This window comes from Tolypothrix tenuis PCC 7101, assembly GCF_963874875.1.
In the GTDB taxonomy this organism is placed as follows: domain Bacteria; phylum Cyanobacteriota; class Cyanobacteriia; order Cyanobacteriales; family Nostocaceae; genus Aulosira; species Aulosira tenue.
Genome location: NZ_CAWNJS010000001.1, coordinates 2,403,179 through 2,424,622, shown reverse-complemented (window position 1 = coordinate 2,424,622; position 21,444 = coordinate 2,403,179). Strand labels below are relative to the sequence as shown.

18 protein-coding genes are annotated in these 21,444 nt (G+C 41.7%); 11 read left to right on the top strand and 7 right to left on the bottom strand.

The genetic code is table 11. The annotated features are described in order from the left end of the window. The first annotated feature begins 1,031 nt into the window (after positions 1-1,031). Entirely contained in the window at positions 1,032-2,225 is a 1,194-nt protein-coding gene (locus AACU25_RS10045) for a glycosyltransferase family 4 protein (protein ID WP_096575190.1), read from the top strand. A 169-nt stretch (positions 2,226-2,394) separates the two neighbouring features. On the opposite strand, the gene thiS is transcribed toward AACU25_RS10045, so the two are convergent. Together thiS and AACU25_RS10035 are read right to left on the bottom strand one after the other, a co-directional pair. Further along, complete coding sequence (gene thiS / locus AACU25_RS10040) at positions 2,395-2,607, bottom strand: sulfur carrier protein ThiS (RefSeq protein ID WP_096575188.1); 213 nt, start codon at positions 2,605-2,607, stop codon at positions 2,395-2,397. 45 nt (positions 2,608-2,652) lie between these two features. Beyond that, entirely contained in the window at positions 2,653-3,771 is a 1,119-nt protein-coding gene (locus tag AACU25_RS10035; RefSeq protein ID WP_096575186.1) for a thiamine phosphate synthase, read from the bottom strand. 33 nt (positions 3,772-3,804) lie between these two features. Here AACU25_RS10035 and AACU25_RS10030 point away from each other — a divergent pair, with 33 nt between their 5' ends. After that, the gene (locus AACU25_RS10030; protein ID WP_096575184.1) at positions 3,805-5,067 is read left to right on the top strand and encodes a tyrosine-type recombinase/integrase; all 1,263 of its coding nucleotides are present in this window, start codon (positions 3,805-3,807) and stop codon (positions 5,065-5,067) included. 130 nt (positions 5,068-5,197) lie between these two features. Here AACU25_RS10030 and AACU25_RS10025 read toward each other — a convergent pair whose 3' ends face one another. Beyond that, on the bottom strand, positions 5,198-6,295 hold the full coding sequence (locus AACU25_RS10025; RefSeq protein WP_096575182.1) for a sulfate ABC transporter substrate-binding protein: 1,098 nt from the start codon (positions 6,293-6,295) through the stop codon (positions 5,198-5,200). A 422-nt stretch (positions 6,296-6,717) separates the two neighbouring features. Between AACU25_RS10025 and AACU25_RS10020 the strand changes: the two genes are divergently transcribed. The 8 genes from AACU25_RS10020 (at position 6,718) to AACU25_RS09985 (ending at position 16,294) form a co-directional block, all read left to right on the top strand. After that, a complete protein-coding gene (locus AACU25_RS10020; RefSeq protein WP_096575180.1) occupies positions 6,718-7,863 on the top strand; it encodes a sulfate ABC transporter substrate-binding protein in 1,146 nt (381 codons plus the stop codon). Positions 7,864-8,140: 277 nt separating this feature from the next. Continuing rightward, on the top strand, positions 8,141-9,010 hold the full coding sequence (gene cysT / locus AACU25_RS10015) for a sulfate ABC transporter permease subunit CysT (protein WP_096575178.1): 870 nt from the start codon (positions 8,141-8,143) through the stop codon (positions 9,008-9,010). After that, positions 8,997-9,872: a sulfate ABC transporter permease subunit CysW gene (cysW, locus tag AACU25_RS10010; RefSeq protein ID WP_096575176.1), complete on the top strand. Its 876-nt coding sequence runs from the start codon at positions 8,997-8,999 to the stop codon at positions 9,870-9,872. Before cysT ends, cysW begins: the two co-directional genes overlap by 14 nt. A 96-nt stretch (positions 9,873-9,968) precedes the next feature. Continuing rightward, positions 9,969-10,232, top strand: a complete 264-nt coding sequence (locus AACU25_RS10005) for an NIL domain-containing protein (protein WP_096575174.1) — start codon at positions 9,969-9,971, stop codon at positions 10,230-10,232. A 207-nt stretch (positions 10,233-10,439) separates the two neighbouring features. Continuing rightward, entirely contained in the window at positions 10,440-11,831 is a 1,392-nt protein-coding gene (locus AACU25_RS10000; protein WP_096575172.1) for a Ppx/GppA phosphatase family protein, read from the top strand. Between the two features lie 168 nt (positions 11,832-11,999). Then, on the top strand, positions 12,000-14,072 hold the full coding sequence (locus tag AACU25_RS09995) for a serine/threonine-protein kinase (RefSeq protein ID WP_096575170.1): 2,073 nt from the start codon (positions 12,000-12,002) through the stop codon (positions 14,070-14,072). Positions 14,073-14,339: 267 nt separating this feature from the next. Continuing rightward, positions 14,340-15,488 carry a SpoIID/LytB domain-containing protein gene (locus tag AACU25_RS09990; protein WP_096575168.1) on the top strand — a complete coding sequence of 383 codons (1,149 nt, stop codon included), beginning with the start codon at positions 14,340-14,342 and terminating at the stop codon, positions 15,486-15,488. Positions 15,489-16,075: 587 nt separating this feature from the next. Continuing rightward, a complete protein-coding gene (locus AACU25_RS09985) occupies positions 16,076-16,294 on the top strand; it encodes a bromodomain-containing protein (RefSeq protein ID WP_096575166.1) in 219 nt (72 codons plus the stop codon). Between the two features lie 274 nt (positions 16,295-16,568). Here the strand turns inward: AACU25_RS09985 and AACU25_RS09980 are convergent, their stop codons facing one another. The 4 genes from AACU25_RS09980 to AACU25_RS09965 all read right to left on the bottom strand — a co-directional run bounded on the left by AACU25_RS09980 (position 16,569) and on the right by AACU25_RS09965 (position 19,855). Further along, positions 16,569-18,620 (bottom strand): ribonuclease catalytic domain-containing protein, encoded by a 2,052-nt coding sequence (locus AACU25_RS09980; RefSeq protein WP_096575164.1) that lies wholly within the window; start codon positions 18,618-18,620, stop codon positions 16,569-16,571. Between the two features lie 221 nt (positions 18,621-18,841). Continuing rightward, a complete protein-coding gene (rpsR, locus tag AACU25_RS09975; protein WP_045870620.1) occupies positions 18,842-19,057 on the bottom strand; it encodes a 30S ribosomal protein S18 in 216 nt (71 codons plus the stop codon). 2 nt (positions 19,058-19,059) lie between these two features. Next, positions 19,060-19,254 carry a 50S ribosomal protein L33 gene (gene rpmG, locus AACU25_RS09970; RefSeq protein WP_071989401.1) on the bottom strand — a complete coding sequence of 65 codons (195 nt, stop codon included), beginning with the start codon at positions 19,252-19,254 and terminating at the stop codon, positions 19,060-19,062. 43 nt (positions 19,255-19,297) lie between these two features. Beyond that, positions 19,298-19,855 (bottom strand): RDD family protein, encoded by a 558-nt coding sequence (locus AACU25_RS09965; protein WP_096575162.1) that lies wholly within the window; start codon positions 19,853-19,855, stop codon positions 19,298-19,300. A 213-nt stretch (positions 19,856-20,068) separates the two neighbouring features. On the opposite strand from AACU25_RS09965, the gene AACU25_RS09960 reads away from it, so the two are divergent. After that, on the top strand, positions 20,069-21,301 hold the full coding sequence (locus AACU25_RS09960) for a molybdopterin molybdotransferase MoeA (protein WP_096575160.1): 1,233 nt from the start codon (positions 20,069-20,071) through the stop codon (positions 21,299-21,301). The last annotated feature ends 143 nt before the right edge of the window (positions 21,302-21,444 follow it).

Here is a 21,444-nt window from a genome sequence, read left to right as displayed (position 1 = left end):
CATTCCCTTGCAAATTCGTTATCTGAATTACAGTAATTTGACTTGATAATTATCAAAATAGATTTAGCTGGCAAGTAATTGTGGTATTTACTTTTGAGATTTCCTTAATTACCATAATTACTGAGGAATTATTTTGCCGACTGCATCTAGCCTTTGGGGTATTGCTGAACCTAGAGGTGCATGATTGTTGATACCAATCAGCAACTTAATTTTTACTAAAAACGACTGCAATTTTTTGGCATTTTGGCAGAATCTCAATTAGTTCCAAGATATTCTATTGATATAAACTCGATTTAGTCATTACCACAAACAAAAGTCTATGAGCAATTGATTTCGCTGGTAGTCCCAAATTTCAATGCTTGTTAATTAGGTAGACAGATTTTAAGTGGTGAACAATTGAAAAGAAAATTAACAAATCAAATAATTGAATATCTCAAAATACTCTTTCAAAAAAATGCTGGCATTAGTATACTGCAAGCACTCAAAAAAGGATGAAAAAATATGCTTTTTTAAATCAACGTATTAAAAGTTCATCAGCCTTAGTTTAAATACTCTTGCCATGCCGAAATCAGTTACTGATGCTCAAAACTAATGTTAAAAAAAATATAGAGATTAGAGGTTGTTACGGAATAGCTGTTGGCGAGAATGAGAAAAGAGTGGAAAATTAGATACAGAGGAGGAAAATTTCCTATTGGTATTACCCAAAGGAATTTTTGCTCGATAGCTAGTGGAGGCTGCACATTAGGCAAGTCTCCTACACTACTTGTTACTACGGAGGAGGGTAACCGTACAAGTGATGCACCCAAATGTAAAAGTCACTGCTTTGTACTTGCAGAATTGAGGCGAGTTAAGATGTGAATAGCGTCAAATAATTATGCTTTCTGCTTTATCCTTGAGTTCATACCTCAATGAGAATTTTTTTCAATTCAGACAATCTATGCTCAAGGATAGCGGTTAATTATCACTCATTTCTGCGCTTTGTTGATAGTATGAAAAATTAATTTTTTTTAACTATACTTATCACATTTATTATGGAACATATTTCACAACTGGCGGGAAATGTTAGAGAACAAACTGCATTACCAGACATTCTCGTAATATCCCGTAGTTTCTTGCCAAAAGAAGCAATTATTGGTGAATATATTTATAATCGCTGTCTGCAAGATCCAGAGCGGATAATTGTTTTAGCAGCTAGTTGTGCAGGCGATCAAGCATTTGATCGAGTGCAAAAGTTTCCTGTCTATCGCTGGCCTATTTTGAGAGATTGGAGTTTTTTCAATCCTTTAATCAACCTCATTTATTCATTTGTATTAGCAATCAAACTTTATTTTCGCTATCGTTATCGCTATATTGAATGGGGTCATGGCTACGAATTCCCTTCACTATTACTACTAAGTTATTTTTTACCAATTCGCTTTTTCATCTACCTCCACGGGAATGATATTGTTTGTGGCTTACGTAATCCCTTATGGCGATCGCTATTTAAATTGACACTCAAGCGAGCTGAGGGAATTGTCTGCAACAGTTCCTTTACCCAGGATTATCTCAGAACAAGGTTAAGATTAGAGACTCCTACCCACGTTATCAACCCAATGGTGAGGGCGGATAAATTTAGCCATGTAATCAATCCTGGTAATTTGGGCGAATTACGTGCAAATGTCCGCCAAATGTACAATATTCCCGAAACAGCAGTAGTTATTCTCTCTGTAGGAAAGCTTGTCAAGCATAAAAGCTTTAACCGCATCATTGACAACCTACCGCTACTGCTGACTGTTGGCGTGGATGTTCACTATATAATTTGTGGGCAAGGCCCTTGTGAAGCGGAACTGAAATCCCTGGCTAATCGCTTACGAGTTGACCAAAGGGTACACTTTGCCGGAGAAATAAGCGATCGCGAATTAGCTGGGTATTATGCAGCCTGCGATATCTTTGCCATGCTGAATTTAGTCGAGAACCAAGCTAGCAGTATGGAAGGTTTTGGTATCGTTTACTTAGAAGCGAGTTACTTTGGTAAACCAGTAATTGCTTCTCGTTTAGGCGGAGTTATTGATGCCATTCATCATGAAGAAAACGGCATCTTAGTTAATCCTTATTCTGGCTATGAAGTGTTTCAAGCTTTCAATCGCTTGTGTAAAGACCAACAGCTACGGGAACAACTTGGTCGCAAAGGCAAAGAGTTAGCCAAGCGCAAAACCCTTCACCGTTCGCTGTATAAGTTGGAGTAGGGACTGGGGACTGGGGACTGGGGACTGGGGATTGGGAAAAAGCAGGGGAGCAGGGAGCAGGGAGCAGGGGGAAAAATAACAAACACCGATTACCGATTACCGATTACCGATTACCGATTACCAATTACCGATTACCAATTACCCTTTACCCTTTACCAAATGACAAACCTTATCCACCTCCAACAATAGTGACAACTTCTAGGCGATCGCCTGGTTGCACTTTTGTTTGCTCCCAAAATTGGCGATGTAAAATTTCGCCGTTGTACTCTACTGCGACTAAGCGGGGGTTGAAACCTAGTTTTTGAAGTAATTCGGGTAAAGGTGTTTGGGATGAACAGTTATGGTTCTCCCCATTAACCTGAAGCGTGATTTCGTCAGACATAAAATGTCACAAATTTTTGAAAATTTTTTTTGATTTTGGAATTATTTAAGATTCTGGTTTAATGCGATTGAGTTGGGAGAGCAGATATTGAGTCACAAGGGTGGGTTGTTCTGCTTGCATGAGCGATCGCACTACCGCTACACGTTGCGCGCCAGCATCAATCACGTCATTGATATTATTGGCATCTATGCCGCCAATAGCAAACCAGGGAATAGAGCAATTTTTGGCAGCATAGCTGACATATTGTAAACCTGCTGCTGGCTTACCTTCTTTGGTGGGTGTTTCATATACTGGCCCTACACCAACATAATCAGCGCCTTCCGCCAGTGCTGCTTGCATTTCTTCAGCATTTGTAGTGGAACGACCAACTATCCGATGAGAACCGAGTAATTGTCTGGCAATCTCAATCGGCATATCTTGCTGTCCCAGATGTACGCCGTCAGCATCTACTGCTAAAGCCAAATCTATCCGGTCATTAATAATGAACAGTGCGCCGTAGAGGTGGCATAGTTGTCGCAGCTTTCTGGCTTGTTCGAGGCGAACACCATCATCAGCAGTTTTGTCACGGTACTGTACCAAAGTCAATCCGCCTTTGAGAGCAGCTTCTACCGTTGATAGCAAATTTTCGGCTGGCGAGGTTACCAAATATAAACGCGATCGCCATAATAGTTGATGGCGTTGATAACCCAATAAATTGCTTTCTAAGGTATAAACTTGATACCGCATCTGCTTAAAAGCTTTACCCATGTTAGGGTCATGCAGCTTGCCATATTCTTCTAGCACCCGCATTGCTTCTTGGACACGGCAAAAGTTAGCTTGCAACACAGATTTGATGCTAGTGCGTTTTTCCTCATGAGGATGTGTTAAGTCTGTACCAGCATCACCCGGTGTATCTCGCGCTGCTCGCAATTCAGCTGTATGCCAATGAGCTATGTCTTGCCGCAAGCGTTTACACTCTCCAGTGAACTGAGCATTATTCAGTCCAAAGCGACACCACTCCTCAACAATTCGCAAGCCTTCACGAGCGCGATCTAAATTGGCATCTAAAATGCGGTAAACAACTTGCTGCATTTGCTCTGATTGGCTGTGTGGCTCGACCATTACAACAACCCCATTCCTGCTTTCATCAAAAGACGGAAAATCAACTATTCTAGTAATTGTCATTGATAAAATTGCTATTTTTACTAGAAATTTACTATGTACTCAAATCGTAAGAGTAGCAAGGATTCTATCAAATTAGCAGATATACGTGTCGGTTCTGATAAAGGTAATTTAAGGCTACAATTCAGCACTCGTATTAGCCAGCAGTTTTATCACAAGCGACAAGCTTATAAAGGACTGGGGAGAACTGACACGCCAGAAAATCTAAAATGGGCTAATCAACTAGCAGCCAGAATACAAGCTGACATCGATCATCCCGATGGCAGTTGTTTTGACCCAACACTTGCTAAATATTTAACGATTAAGCAATTAACCACAATTAGTCAGTTACAAAATCTGATACAGCCACCTCTGCTGGGTGAATTATGGCATGAATTTGTGAATTGGAAATTGCAAACCAAGCAGATTCAAAAAACTACCTATAAAAAAAATTTCGTTGTTTACACTAACCTAATTAAGGACTTTTTAGCTGCAGAGCTAAATCTGGATACAGCTAATAATTTAATTGAGCAGCTTGCTCGCAAACAGAGCAACAAACAACAGATTAAAAAGCTATTTAGTTTGTTGAGCAATATGTGTCAACGAGCAATCAGCAATCAGCAATTGACACAGGATTATTTTTTAGAAATCAAAAAAACTTACAATATATCGAAAAAGCCTCAAAAAATTTTAAATGTTGAAGATTATAGGGCATACAGTCTCCAAGAGAGAGATTTAATTATTCAAGCATTCAGAACTTCTGAACAACCATCTATCAAGCATGGTGCTGATTTAATCGAATTTTTGTTTCTCACTGGTTGTAGGCATAGTGAAGTATTCGCTTTGAAGTGGAGAAATATTAAACTCAATGAAGGTTGGATATTTTTTAAAGAGGCTTTTGACAGCAGCACTGGCATGACTAAAAGCAATAAAAATAGGCTTTTCAAAATGCAAGGAATGAGCAGATTAATTAATTTATTAATTAAATTATATAGTAATGGTAAAAGAGATAATGAATTAGTGTTTAAAACTATTTCCGGAAAACAATATTCAAGTAATACCCTAACAGATATCTGGGCGGGTAATACCGTTGAGGTTAACGGTAAAGTTTACCGCTATCCTGGGGTAGTAAAAAAGTTAGCAGAAGACAAGCAAATTGAATATTTAAAACCATATTCTACTCGTCATACTTTTATTAGCATTCAAGCTAATAATGGTGCTGACCTTAAGTTGCTAGCTAATAGCTGTGGTAATAGTGTCGAGCAGATTATCAAACATTACTTACAGTTCGATAATCATGCCACATTGAAGGATATTTAAGAATATTATTTGTGTGTGGTTAACAAATCAGGATAGTTATTTGACATCCTGACATAACTCAGATAGGAGAAAAGAAAATGGTAATTCAAACCTTTACCATTTTTCCTCTCTCTGTTAACAAAATATCGAATTAGCGCCCACTCTGGATTTTATCAAAGATTGCACCATCGTCGAAAAACTTCTTCTGAGCAGTATTCCAACCACCCAAATCTCCAACTGTATAGAGCCGGGAAATCTTGGGGAATCTACTCTGTACTTCTTTAGCCACAGTAGAGTTCACTGGACGAAACCCTACTTTCGCAAATTCGCGTTGAGCTTCTGCTGTGAACAAAAACTTAGTGAAAGCTTCCGCAACTGCTCTAGTACCATGTTTATCGACATTTTTATCTACAACTGCGACTGGAGCATCTATAGAAATGTTGGTTGCGGGAACTTCGTAAGAAGTGTCTGTCTTACCTTGTTGGGCTGCTAAAATGACTTCGTTTTCGTAGTTGAGTAAAACGTCTCCTTGTCCTTTCTTATAAAAAGCATCGCTGGATTCACGGGCATCTTTTGGTAACACAACGACATTTTTAAAGACCTGGGTGACAAAATTCCGAGCTTGAGTTTCATTACCACCATTTTTAGCGATCGCTCCCCACAATGCTAGGAAATTCCACCTAGCACCACCTGATGTTTTGGGGTTCGCTGTCACAATTTTCACCCCTGGTTTGGCTAAATCAGACCAAGTCTTAATCTTTTTGGGATTACCAGCACGGGTTTCTAGCGCTACAACGGAGCGAGTCACAATTGAATTATTGGGGTTTTCTTTTTCCCAACCAGCTTGAATTAAGCCAGCTTGCTCAATTTTTTTGGTATCCAGAGCCAATGCTAAAGCCACAACATCTGCTTCTAAGCCATCAATCACCGCACGAGTTTGTGAACCCGAACCACCATAACTTTGACGAACAATCACATCCTGGCCTTTCTCCCGTTTCCATTTAGCTACAAACTGGGGAATGATTTTTTCATAAGCAGCCTTAGTAACGGCGTAGGAAACTAGGGTGATTTCAACTTTCTTGTTTTGGCTAATTAATTGAGTTTTCTGGTTCACAGATGCAGTCTGAGAAACTTTACTTGCTGCATAAACAGGAAGCAAAGCACTAATACCCAAGCCTGCTGCTAGCAATAAAGCAGATGTTTGCAGTGAGGGTAGTGTGAAAGACTTCTGAGATTCCTTGTGCGTCATGGTAACTTTAATGCCTGGTATATCTTAAAACACCTAAAATACTATCGAAATACAGTATTTAATTGGTAAAAATTAGATTATCAGAATGGTGCAAAGCGAATCAAGGGTTTTACACAAAAAATACTATTTATCTATCGATTAATGCATGTATTGTTAGTGCATCTAACAGTTAGCAATCTTATGAATGAGTAGTGATCGCCCAATCAAATCATCTGAATTTATTTTGGTGTGAAAAATCTGCAATTTTTCAGTAAAAACAGGTTGAATTTTCTACATAAAATATTAAAACACCATATTCTCGATAGAGAATTCGCCGTTTACCTATTGCCTTTTGCTATCAATACCTGCGATTATCTTATATACCATGTGTATATACGGTATTTGCATAGAATCACCGTAGATATTTTAGAGGAGGATCTGGAATGAGTCTGTGGCCGCACCCCCGCAAGCGATCGCAACTGAGTATTGAGCGAATCATCACTCGGTTCAAACTAAATTCGCTCAAAGGCTTTGTATCGATGTTTTTGGTAGGGACAATGTTGAGTGTGGCCCTCGCCGCCTGCTCTGGTGGTAGTAATAATAATTCTGCCACAGAAACCCCTGCAGCTAGTAACGTTGCTGCTAACAAACAAAATGTTGAATTAACTCTTGTTTCTTTCGCAGTTACCAAAGCAGCACACGAAGCTATTATTCCTAAGTTTGTAGAAAAATGGAAGCAAGAACATAACCAAACCGTTACCTTTAAACAAAGTTATGGTGGCTCCGGTTCTCAAACTCGTGCTGTAATTGATGGCTTGGAAGCAGATGTTGTTCACTTAGCACTAGCTGGAGATACCCAAAAGATTGAAAAGGCGGGATTAATTCAACCAGGATGGGAAAAAGAAGTTCCTAATAATGGTATTGTTTCCAAATCTGTAGCTGCTCTTGTGACTCGTCCAGGTAACCCTAAAGGTATCAAAACTTGGGCAGATTTAGCCAAAGACGGAGTCAAGCTGATTACAGCTGATCCTAAAACCTCAGGGGTTGCTAAGTGGAATTTCCTAGCACTTTGGAATTCTGTAGTTAAAACCGGTGGTGATGAAGCTAAAGCTACAGACTTTGTAGCTAAGGTTTACAATAATGTGCCAGTTCTTACTAAAGACGCACGCGAAGCTACTGATACCTTTGCCAAGCAAGGTCAGGGTGATGCCTTAATCAACTACGAAAACGAAATTGTTTTGGCACAACAAAAAGGTGAGAAGGTTGAGTATATTGTGCCTGATGTCAACATCTCCATCGATAATCCCATCGCTGTAGTAGATAAGAATGTTGACAAGCATGGTAATCGTGAAGTCGCTGAAGGTTTTGTGAAATATCTTTACACTCCCGAAGCCCAACAAGAATTTGTCAAATTAGGATTCCGTCCTGTAGATGAGACTTTAGCCCAAAGTAAAGAAGTGACAGACAAATATCCCAAAATTAAAACCTTGGGTACAGTTGAAGATTTCGGTGGTTGGAATGCAATTGATAAAAAGTTCTTCGCTGAGGGGGGTATCTTTGATAAGATTCAAGCCCAAAAGAAACGTTAAGGCATAAGAGAATAGAGAATCAGGAACTTCCAACTAAAAAATATACAATCGCTGTTGTAAGTAGGGGAGGCTAGGGGAGCAGGAGAGAAAGAATTTCATGATCAGATTTGCTCTCACTCATTGCATAATTTATTTTCTGGAAGAGCGTTAAAGAAATAACTCTTGACCCTAAACCCTGAACCTTTAACCCTCACCCCTTGGGTTTTGTCCTTTAAGTACAGACGCGATTAATCGCGTCTCTCCCACTCTTGACTCTTGTCCCTTGACGCTTTTCACTATGGCTATATCTCCTTCTTTTGAAGCTGACCGCGAAACTCCGGGCTGGAAAAAATTTCTCAATAAGTTGCGTCAGATTCCCTGGACTTGGCGAATCACTTTCGGCTACCTCACAGTAATGTTATTTCTCCCGATCGCGGCGATGTTTCTGAAAGCGAGTACGGAGCCGCCAGCTAGATTTTGGGAAATAGCTACTAGTCCTCTAGCACTAGCTACTTATAATGTCACCTTTGTTACTTCATTGTTTGCGGCTCTGCTCAATGGGGTTTTTGGGACTTTGATAGCATGGATTTTGGTGCGCTACGACTTCCCCTTAAAACGGATCATTGATGCTACCGTAGATTTACCGTTTGCCCTGCCGACATCGGTAGCAGGTTTAACATTAGCGACAGTATATAGTGATAATGGCTGGATTGGTTCACTGTTAGCACCATTGGGGTTGAAGGTCTCATTCACCCGTACAGGGGTAGCAGTAGCAATGATTTTTATCTCGTTACCATTTGTCGTTCGCACAGTGCAGCCTGTACTTCAGGAAATGGAACATGAAATTGAAGAAGCCGCTTGGTCATTAGGTGCTTCTCAATGGCAGACTTTTTGGAAAGTAATTTTACCGCCTTTATTTCCCACAATTCTCACTGGTATTGCTTTGGGTTTCTCCCGTGCAGTTGGGGAATATGGTTCTACTGTAATTATTTCTTCTAATACACCGTACCAAGATTTAATTGCACCAGTGTTAATTTTTCAACGCTTAGAGCAGTATGACTATTCTGGTGCAACTGTCATCGGCATGGTTTTGCTGACAATTTCCTTGGTGCTGCTTTTAGCAATTAATCTCTTACAAGCCTGGTCAAGAAGATATGACGGTAAATGAGCCAAGTTTTCACTCCACGCCATCAGATCAAGCTACAGTCAAGCCCAAACAAACGAAGAGTTGGGTACCAGCGCTTTTGATTGGGATTGCGATCGCCTATTTAGCGCTGGTGCAATATATCCCAGCACTCAATGTTTTTATTCAAGCCTTTAGCAAAGGTATAGGCCCGTTCTTTGCCAACTTATCTAAACCCGCCTTTCTCCATGCAGCTTGGCTAACCCTGTTATTAGCGCTCATATCTGTACCGCTAAACACAGTCTTTGGGCTTTGTGCAGCTTGGGCGATCGCGCGTCATAAGTTCCCTGGTAAAGCGATAGTTTTGAGTATTATCGACCTGCCCTTTTCTATCTCGCCAGTAGTGGCAGGATTAATGATTGTGCTGCTTTATGGGCGCAATGGCTGGTTTGGCCCTTGGCTACAAGCACATGATATCCAAATTATCTTTGCTTTTCCAGGGATGGTACTAGCTACATCATTTGTAAGTATGCCCTTTGTCGCCAGGGAGGTAATTCCCGTTTTAGAAGAATTTGGCAGCGATCAAGAAGAAGCAGCCAGAACATTAGGTGCAAATGATTGGCAGACATTTTGGCGTGTTACCTTACCTAGTATTCGTTGGGGTTTACTTTACGGCTTAATCCTTACCAATGCCAGAGCAATGGGCGAATTTGGCGCAGTTTCGGTTGTATCTGGCAATATTGCTGATAAAACTCAGAGCTTACCGCTCTTTGTAGAAGATGCTTACAAACAGTATGAAACTGAAGCCGCCTTCTCTGCTGCTGTACTTTTGGCGCTGTTAGCAGTTGTCACCCTGGTATTGAAAGAAATTCTAGAACGCAAGACCCGCATTAAGGATGTGGAATGAGTTGGGACGGGATTAGGGGTAATGGAGACTGGGGAGGCAGGGAGCAGGGGAGAAATTATTAATTCCAATTACCCATTACCTATTACCAAATGACAAATGACAAATAACAATTCACTTACCAAACGTATTAGAGTGAGAATTCCTAAGGATTATCACCAAGAACCTGTGATTTCTCGTCTTGTCTCTGACTATGGTGTAACTGTGAATATTACTGCGGCAATTTTGGGAGCCAATGCTGTTGGAGATGGTTGGTTTGACTTGGAACTACAGGGAACAGATGCACAAATTCAAAGTGCCCTTACCCATCTCAATGAATTGTCTTTACAAGTATGGGATGATACAAACTCAGGTAATTGGTAATTTGTTGTATAATTAGCGCGCTTTGATCATGCTCATAAGAATGATCAAAGCGCGCTAAAGTTTTAGCAGTTAAGTATTATGGCAGTTCAGGCAAGCAAGAAATCTGGATCTTGACTTTTGACCTTTGACTCAATTGCTACCAGAACCCCTAAGATTTAAATTAGCTTCCGTGTATTACTAAGATTTAGAAAGCAGGACTAAGGTGTTATGCAACAGAACAAATGGATGTGCAACGGCATTGTAGAAAATGGTCAGCAGCATCCTAACCAAGAGCTTCAAGGTATATACAAGCCATACAATAACTATGGTAATGATTGTGTCATATCTCATTTGACACAGGAACAAGTGGTAGGTGACGCTTCTAAGTCTCCTTTTAAAGCGAGCGCGATTTCACTACTTGCAGGTATCCTTGCAGCTTCAGGGGTTGGGTGTCGGGCGGTTGTTAGTTCGTCGTCTCCGAATCCGTCAGCGTCAGCTTCAGCTTCGCCATCAAAAGAGACCGGAAATCAATGCAGTACAGATAAACTTGTCAAGAAATCGGGTAATTTGTTTGGTGCTATTGAGGTAGGTGGTAAGGGTGTAAAAGGAAAAGTGATTCAAGAACTGGCAACTCTTAATGAGGATGGGGCAAAACTTGTAGTTTTTAGAAAAGAAAAAATTGAAGATCGAAACGTGAATGCTCCTAACCCCGATTCAAAATTGGCAGCTGTGAAAGCTGTAAAGTCTACGTTTCAGGATATCCAAAAGCGATTTAATATCTCCTGTGAGCAAATAGTGATATATGGAAGTAGTGGGTTTGTACAGGACGCTCCTGCTCCTCATAGGGAAGTTATTGCCCAAGAAGTCCGACAAGCAACTGGAAGGACGATGAAATTTATCACCTCAGAGGAAGAAGCTAGTTTTGGTTTTGATGGGGTTGTTCCAGCGTGGCGACTTAACGAGACTATTGTAGTTGATATCGGATCGAGTAATACGAAAGGAGCTTATCTTGACTCTAATAATAAACACATTACATTTTCTTTCCCTTTTGGTACAGGGCGTTTTACTAGGGAAGTAAAAAAGAGCCAGGGAAATATTGATTTTACGAAAGCGGCAGAGAATCTAAAGCAGAAAAAGTTAATACCACAAATAGCCAGTGAAGTTCAGCTTAAACCAGGTATGCAAACTTTACCAAGAGTCTATCTAGCAGGTGGTATCTCATGGGCACTATCTACACTTACACGACCTTGCTCAAAAAAAGTATACACTGTAGCAGGAAAAAACCAAGAACGGCTTGATTCATTTGTTCCGATTTCTTCAGAAGACATTAAGACTTTTTATTATAATGCTACACAAGATAAAAAGGCTCTGTTTAACCCAGATCTAAGTAATTGCAGTACTGAACGTCGAGAAGAAGTGCAAAAAGATATAGCAAAGATTCAAACAGGTACTTTTTCAGAAGATGAGCTAATTGCAGGATCTGAGATTCTTCGCGCTTTTAATCAAGAGTTGAATTGGTCTGGAAAACAAGTTTTCTTTGTACCTTCTGCAAAAGATGCTCTTCCGATAGGTTATCTTCAGCAGCAGCTAAAGAAGGTTGAGGAAGATGCTGATCAGTAAGCATAGATAAGGTTACAAATGTTTTACTACATACAGAACGTGTAACTAGAAAACTGGTTAGAAAATTCCGAAAAACAATACATAAATCAAACAAAATCAGTCGTAATTTTACTGAAAAATCTTAGTGAATGACTGATAATACTTGTATGTGCCAGTATATATACAGTCATGCTCTGTTGCCTCAACCCAGCTTGTCAGAATCCTTCCGTACATGACAGTACCAAATATTGCCCTGATTGTGGTGCTCCTTTGTTGATACTGAGAAATCGGTATTGTCCGGCTAAATCTTTAGGTGGTGGTGGCTTTGCCAAAACCTATTTGGCAGAAGACGTTGATAAATTAAGGGAAAAATGCGTTATCAAGCAATTTGCACCACAAGTACAGGGAACCGCAGGACTGCAAAAGGCGACGGAATTATTTGAGCAGGAGGCGAGGAGACTACAACAGTTAGGAGAACATCCACAAATTCCCACTTTGCTGGCTTATTTTCAAGAAGATAGTCGTTTGTATTTGGTGCAGCAATTTATCGATGGGCAGAATTTACTCGATGAGCTACAACAGCAAGGAACTTTTAGCGAGGGAAAGATACGGGATTTATTGCAGGACTTGTTAAATATTCTCCAGGTTGTACATCAACAAAAGGTTATTCATCGCGATATTAAGCCAGAGAATATAATTCAGCGTGGGGATGGCAAAATTGTTTTAATTGATTTTGGCGCATCAAAGCAACTGACACAAACGATAGTGGCTACACAAGGAACGATGATTGGTTCTTTCGGTTATGCACCTTTGGAACAAATGCAGGGAGGAGAAGCTTACCCTGCTGGTGATTTATATGGTTTGGGTGCAACTTGCTTTCATTTATTGAGCGGGATTCATCCCTGGGAATTGTGGAAGCGACAAGGTTATGGTTGGGTTGCAAATTGGCGAGAAAATTTACAGCAACCAGTCAGTCAAGAATTGGGGCAAATTCTGGATAAGTTGCTGCACGAAGACTATCAGCAGCGTTATGGCTCGGCACAAGAAGTATTACAAGCTTTAAACCCTCCACCTAAACCAGTACCGCCAACCCAGCCAGTAATTATAACACCACCATCATCACCATCTGTTGTACCGCCAACCCAGCTTGCAATTTCTACACCTGCTCCATCGCCAGTACCTCCGACAGTACCCATTCAAGCACAAGCAATACCAGCAGCATCCATAAAGCCATCTGCAAAGACAAAAATAGCAACAAAAAACCTATTAACACAAAATCCTAAGCTGACAAAAAGGTTATTGGTGGGTGCTGCTATTACCTTATTGGGGTTAGTTGGAAGTCAAATCTATGGCTATGTTCGCTATCAAGGTGTTCTCAGTAATTCTTTCTCAGAAAGAACCCTCCCTGTGCATTCTAGTTTAGTTCGTTCCGTTGCCATTAGTCCAGATGGTAAAACCCTTGTCAGTGGCGGGTACAAAACTATCAAACTGTGGAACCTGGAAACCGGAAAAGAAATCCGTACTCTCACAGGACATTCTGGTAACGTTAGTTCCGTCGCCATTAGCCCAGATGGTAAAACCCTCGTCAGTGGTAGTGAGGATAAAACTATCAAACTGTGGAACCTGGAAACCGGAAAAGAAATCCGTACTCTCACAAGAGATTCTGATTTGGTTAGTTCCGTCACCATTAGCCCAGATGGTAAAACCCTCGTCAGTGGTAGTGCGGATAATAACATCAAACTGTGGAACCTGGAAACCGGAGAAGAAATCTCTACTCTCACAGGACATTCTGATAAGGTTAGTTCCGTTGCCATTAGCCCAGATGGTAAAACCCTCGTCAGTGGCAGTTATGATAAAACCATAAAACTGTGGAACCTGGAAACCAAAAAAGAAATCCCTACTCTCACAAAAAAACATTCTGATAGCGTTAGTTCCGTCGCCATTAGCCCAGATGGCAAAACCCTCGCCAGTAGTGCGGATAATACCATCAAACTATGGAACCTGCTAACTGGAGAAAAAATTCACACCTTTACAGGACATTCTGATTTGGTTAGTTCCGTTGCCATTAGTCCAGATGGTAAAACCCTCATCAGTGGCAGTTGGGACAAAACTATCAAGCTGTGGAACCTGGAAACTGGAAAAGAAATCCGTACTCTCGCAGGACATTCTGATAAGGTTAGTTCGGTCACCATTAGCCCAGATGGCAAAACCCTTGTCAGTGGCAGTTGGGACGAAACTGTCAAACTTTGGCAGCTAGAATAAGAACGGCAATTTTAAATACCCAATGGGGGAATGTCGCTAACTAAGTTCTCCCCCACACCTTTTTTCGTTCACCCATTGACTCAACCAAATTTTCTCTTGCTAAATCAATTTAATATTGCCAGCAGTAACTTCATTAACAGGTATTAAATTAAATATGCATAATTAGTAAAAGGTAGCAACCTCCAGCGATGGTAAAGCGTCTCATCTTTAGTTGTGGATGCGATAACTCCAAAGCGTCAAAAGATACTAATGTGAATAAACATAGGCATGAAATTTAAAGTTTTACTTGGCTCTTTACTTTCCCCGATTAAAGGACAACATTGGTGGGTAACTTTGCTGTTGTGGATAGCTTTGGTTGCACCAGCACAAGCATCTGTAATTCTACGCGTCGCCATTGAAAGAGATGTTAATCAGGTAAAAGTTGGTAGTTCGACAACAGCAACCGTCAAAGATAGTACTGGTAGGACTTTGGGTGAATTACCAGCGAATAATGCATTTTATGCCCAAGCTGTTCCTGGGGGAGTAGCTTTGGATAAATGGCAATCTGGTTTATTTTGGATTGAGCCAACAGGTAAAGGATTCGTTTACATTGGCGATCGCTGGTATCGTGGTAGAACTTTAGTTGTTGCTACAGAAAAAGGCTTAAGTGCTGTCAACTGGGTAGATATGGAAGAATATCTCTACAGTGTGATTGGTGGTGAAATGGATGCTCAATGGCCCCAAGAAGCACTCAAAGCACAGGCGATCGCAGCCCGTACCTATGCCCTTTACGAACGTGAAAAGCAACGTAATCGTAATCCCATTTACGATTTAGGTGATACTCCCGATCGCTGGCAAATTTACAAAGGTGTTAGTAGCGAAACTCCTACTACCTACGCCGCAGTAGATGGTACAGCTGGACAGGTACTAACCTACCAAAACCAAATTATTCTCTCTGTCTTCCATGCTTGTTCTGGTGGACATACTGAGAATGTCGAAGATGTTTGGCAAAGTAAGGAACCTTACCTGCGTGCAGTTCAAGACTACGATCAAAATATTAGTGAGTGTAGTTGGGTAAAAACCTTCTCGCCTAGTGAAATTAGTTCTCGTATTTCTGGTGTAGGCAATGTTAAGGATGTAGTTCCCGAAGCCTTCTCACCCTTCCAAAGTGTGAAAGTCCTAAAAATTGTTGGCGATAAAGGTACGAAAGTTTTACAGGGAGAAGAAGTCCGTACTGCACTTAGGCTGAAAAGTACCCGTTTTCGTGTAACACGAGGCGCAGATGGCAGTTTTATTCTCCAAGGTTTAGGCTATGGCCATGCTTTAGGAATGAGCCAGTGGGGAGCTTATAATTTAGCTCGACGCGGAGCAAACCACCTCCAAATTTTAGGACATTATTACCAAGGTGTAGCCCTTACGCCTATTCAAGCAAAGTAGTTTACTTATTAGCTTATGATTCCATTAGTAGGGGCACAAAGCTTTACGCCCCTATGTGTATTTACAACTACTTTTTTACAACGTCAAAAAATAATCTAATACCATTTTGAAAAAAGAATGCGACAGATGGGTAGGGGCACGGCACCAATAAGATATTTGATATGCCAAAAGATGGCGGATGCCGTGCCCTTACAAAGAATTTAGCTGTCTCATAAATCCTTGTTATTTCTGACTTTCTTAAGTCTTAATTTAGTTAAGAATGACGAATTTTTTATATCTTTTGATAGATGTTTCAATCAGATTAATAGATAATAAGGAAAAGCTTCTAGTAGGTCTGGTACTAGAAGCCCGTCAAACTATTGCTTGGTAATTGCAGTATATGCATTTATGATTAACTGTCTCTTCTACTAGAAGCATTAGGCTGAGGCTTTAAAGACTGTTTCTAAAGAGATGGAATTCCCAGATGCAGTTTGACTTCTGCTTTGAGGTACTAATTTAGTTGGAACTTATGGTAGAAGCACAATATTTTATTCCTACCTACTATTAAGACCGTAGCCACAAATTGCAGTTTATCTGGCTTGGAACTTATGGACTTTAAATACAGGTGGAAAAATGGCAGCAAGCCCAACCGAGATCAAGCAGCTACGAGCGAGCATTTGTTAGATGAAAGTCAGTTTGAAAACGAACAAGACCGCTCAATCGCTGAACAGATGGCAAGAAAACATTTAAACGTGCCTCTAAACACTAACGATCAAGACCAATCTGTATTACCACAAGCTGCTCCACCTGAACAAAAGCAGAAGTAATACTCAGGGGTAAGAAAAATTAAAAGCAGAAGTAGCAGAGATAGGATAGGCGTTAAGTGTAGGTGCCGCCTCTCGTAGAGAAGCTAGCTTCTGCGACTGGAGAAGGTTTTACAGGAACGCTTCCGGTGTACAAGCAGGGGAACCCCTAAGGGCGCAGTGGCTCACCAATGGCAAAGGACAAAGTGCAAAATCTGAGCGCCGGAAGCTGGCGCTCAGAACTTTGTAAGAATGACAGCCTTTGCTACTTCTCTTTAAATACACTGCCCTACTAAGTTTAATTCAGTGCTTCTTGATAAATGATTTCTTGGAAATGAATCATATCTTTTTGTGGGTCGGCAAGGCTAACTTTTACTAATAACTGTTCGCCTAAATTTACCGAACGACGGAAAGACATTGGTAATTGTAAACCCAAATCTTCTAAGAGAATTAGGGCTAAATTGCTATCTTCTCGTAGCCACATCAAGACTGTTACCTGCCAAACTTGATCTGGATAACGACGTAAATATTCTAAAGCGTAATATCTATTAGTTTGCCGTTCTACCATTGTCACTTCTTGGGTGATACTGGTGACGGTCATCATCACTTCTTTAAGCTGTTCGGCAGAGAAGGGTAGAACTTCACCGCGCAAATGGGCTTTGAGTTGAAAGTGAGTCAGCAAATCGCTGTAGCGTCGAATTGGAGAAGTCGCTTGAGTATAGGTATCCAAACCCAAACCAGCATGACGCACTGGGGTAATGCTCATTTCGCTTTTGGGCATACAGCGACGCATGGCACAGGCGCGAACAAATCCAGCTGGTAACTGGAGTAATTCCTGTTCTGGGGGCAATTCTGGCTGTGGCTGACCGCGAAAAGGTAAGGGTATCTGGTGAACTTTACCGTAGCGTGCTGCGACTTCACCAGCTAAAATCATCATTTCCGCTACGAGTTGCCGTGATGAGGAATCATCTAAAATATCAATGCTGATCTCGTCGCCTTTGACTTTGATCATCGCCTCTGGCATATTGATGCTAATGGCACCTTGAGCGTAACGCCAATTTTTGCGTCGTTGTGCCCACATGGCGATCGCAGCAATTTCTGGTTCTGCTTGTACGCCTAATTCCAGCATCTCATCTACATCTTCGTAGGTGAGGCGGTATGTCGGCTTAATTAAGCTGGGATGAATACTAAAATCTTCTACTTGTCCAGTCTCATCTAAAATAATGCCAAAACTCAGGGCACAACACACCCTTCCCTGTACCAGACTCATGGGGCCAGTGGCTAACACTTCAGGGAACATGGGAATCATCCCTGTAGGCAAATAAACTGTACTGCCCCGTTTCCTCGCTTCTAGGTCTAATTCATCTTCTGGCATTAATAAACGGGTGGGATCGGCAATATGTACCCACAGACGTTCTCGCCCATCAGCTAGCGATTCCCAACTTAGGCCATCGTCAATTTCTGTAGTACTTTCATCATCAATTGTGTACACCTTCAGGTGAGTCAAATCTAGGCGATTTGTATCTAGATCGGACGGTGGAGAATCCATACGCTGCTGCGCCACTTCTAATACCTTGCTAGGAAACTGAACGGGAATGGACGAACGACGCAAGAATAAGTTTTCATTGGGACTCCACCAACCCAAATCTACCAAAAGTTGTAATGCGCCCTGGGGAGTTGCGGCACGTCCCAGCATAGTCATGGTTTCTAATACTGGTGCTGGTGGCGGATAAGCCCGAGACAGAGAATCATAATTTACTCCCATCCGCACCACATCAGCTAGTAAAGCTGCGTATTTTTCGATCGCTTCTAAACGCTGGCGATCGTGACGTTGCCATTCCACAGTTTCGCCTGTCAAGGCTTGTTCTACACGCGCTAAAAATTCCTGCTGTCCCCTAGCTTTCAGGGCTTCTACTTCTAGCTGATGTTTGCGTTCTGCTACTTGAGTAGTTGTCCGTGGTTCATAAGCTTCGCCTTTTTGCTTGAAATAAAGTTTATCGTCTGATAACAAGCAATGGGCGGCGTAACACAGAGGTGGATCTGTTTGAGAAAACAGCAAATTCGCCATTTCCACTGGAGTAACTGTTTCCCCATCCTCAACCAATAATTCCCAGGCGACTTCCAAGCTTGATGGGTCGAGATATGGCTTTACCTGCTCTAAAAAGCTGTTAATCTCAGACGGCTTGAAGGTTTGTCCGGTAACAATATAAGTAATTTGTCTAGGCGCGAGGCTGTGGGATTGACTGCGTTCATCTACCACAAACCAGCGGGTCTTTCCATCTGGGCGATCTACGACTCCCAGACGGCGATCGCCTTGAACCCTAAATTCAACTAGCGTCCCCTTCTCCACAACTCTCGCAATTAATTTGGTGTACGAATAAATTTTAGATTTTGGATTAAATAATAACTACTAAATCCAAAATCTGCTGATTTTTTAGATTGTAGAACACGATTCTACACTGAACTTTCTGCAATTTTAGATTTTGGAATATAAAAATTTGCAGCTACATATATTATCAACGCAGCTGCTTGAGATCATCCAGAACCTAAAATTCTCGTTTCCAACCGGAATTAGCCTTCCGCATTGATAAACGGCAACAATGCCACAATCCGGGCACGTTTAATTGCCAATGTTAAGTCCCGCTGTTGCTGAGATGTCAGCCCAGTAATCCGCCGTGGCAGGATTTTACCGCGCTCTGTGACAAACTTCCGCAACAAATCAACATCTTTATAATCTATTGGTTCTCCCGGCTTGATCGGAGACAGACGACGACGGTAGTAACTCATTTTTACTTAATTTCCTTGTGGACTGTGTGTGTGTTGCAATGAGAACAGAACTTTTTCAGTTCTAATCGGTTGGTGGTGTTACGCCGATTTTTCGTGGTGGTATACCGGGAAACACCAGGGGTGCGCTTGTTAGCGTTAGTGCGACATTCGGTACATTCTAGTGTCACGATGATGCGGACACCTTTGCTCTTAGCCATAATCTTTCAAACCGTAAAGCCTGGAGAGAATTAACACAAATGACTATCTTCTCACATTCCGCCGTAAATTTTCAACTAATCGCTTGACTTTTATATCTAGCGAATAGCCACGACGCGACGAAACTATGATAGTTCCTGAATAGCGGTCATGCAAAGCTTGACGCAACTGGGTATCATTAAAGGCTATACCACAGTCAATCGCCAGAGGAATTACTAGCAGTATAGCAGTGGGGTTGGCGCGAATATTGCCTAAGGCAATTGACACACAAATAGCACCCAAACCAGCGATCGCTTCCCGCTTTAGCAATGCTAGCAGAGTCGGAATTCTGCCTACAACCTGTCCCTCTTCGACTTCCAAAATTTTGAGGTCAAAAGCCCAACGCCCTAAACTTTGTCCCTGGTTGTTATATACAACTAGTACCCGCAAAATTAGCCAAGCGATCGCAAACACAAAAATTTGCATCACCTGAATTCCTAAATTGTTGTTTCCCAAAAAGGAACTGATTAACCAAATCACAAAGAAATCTAATCCCAACGCCATACCGCGCCGCCCAAGTTCAGCCTTGGGATAATGTTTTTGGGGTACTCGTTCGATAGTCATAAATGGTTAGGGGAATGGGGAATGGGGAAGGGGGAATGGCTGTTTATACGGGCAGGATTTTTATTTAGGGGTTAAGGAATTAATTATTGCCACTATGTTTAATAGTAGATTGAAGGATTAAGAAAAATGTTGGACAAAAGTCACACCCTTGACCTTTGACCTTTGACCTTTGACCCTTGACCTTTAACAATTTCTCACACCAGGCGATCGCTTATGCTATCAGTCAGCGATACAGAAGCAGTTATTTTAAATTTAGTCCAACCTTTGGATGCTCAGGGTAATACAGAAAATCTAGATTTATTAGCAGCCACAGGACGCATTCTCGCTACACCTGTCACTAGTCAGCTGGATTTTCCCCATTGGGATAACTCGGCGATGGATGGCTATGCTGTGCGTTATGAAGATGTACAGCACTCAAGCGCCGAACAACCAGCCGTTTTGGATATTGTTGAGGAAATCCCCGCAGGTTATCAGCCCCAATCTACAATTTTACAGGGTCAGGCAGCCAGGATTTTTACAGGTGCAATTATGCCCCAAGGTGCGGATACTGTAGTGATTCAAGAAGTAACAAACCGCCAAGACAAGCAAGTTGAGATTCTCGCTGCGCCAAAACCCCAAGAATTTGTTAGACACAAAGGTGAGTTTTACCAAGCTGGAACTCAGTTACTACCACCCGGAATTCTCATAAACCCAGCAGAAATTGCTGTGTTAGCAGCAGCCCAATGCGCTCAAGTCAGTGTTTACCGTCGTCCGCGTGTGGCAATTTTTTCCACAGGAGATGAACTGGTTACCGTCAATCAATCCCTAGAAGCCGGACAAATTGTCGATTCTAATGGCTATGCACTCGCAGCTTTAGTTAAGCAAGCGGGAGCAGAAGCGTTAATGTTAGGTATTGTTAAGGACGATCCTGTAGCACTTGAGAAAACCATAGCTTACGCGATCGCTAATGCTGATATAGTCATCTCTTCCGGTGGGGTTTCGGTAGGAGATTATGACTATGTTGACAAAATTTTGGAGTCTCTAGAAGCAGAAATTCACATTCGTGCTGTAGCCATGAGGCCGGGTAAACCTCTGACTGTAGCTAGCTTCTCCACGCAAAATTCAGCGCTGTACTTTGGGTTACCAGGAAACCCGGCGGCGGTGTTGGTAACCTTTTTGCGTTTTGTTCAGCCAGCAATTAAGAAACTTTCAGGGCTAAGTGTAGGTTGGCAAGTAAAATTTGTGAAAGTGCGATCGCAGTTCTTGATGCGATCGGATGGTAAGCGCGAAACTTATGTTTGGGGTCAATTACACTTAATTGATGGAATTTACCAGTTTCGCAAAGCCGGTGGTAGCCATAGTTCTGGCAATTTAATTAATTTAGCTCAAACCAATGCCCTAGCGGTCATCCCAGTAGGCACAAACTTAATTTCTCCAGGTGACGAGGTCTTAGTTTTGCCTACTTGATAGAGACTGGGGATTGGGGACTGGGGATTAGGGATTAGGGACTGGGGATTAGGGATTGGGGATTGGGGACTGGGGACTGGGGACTGAGGACTGGGGACTGAGGACTGGGAAAAAGCAGGGGAGCAGGGGGGAAAAATAACAAC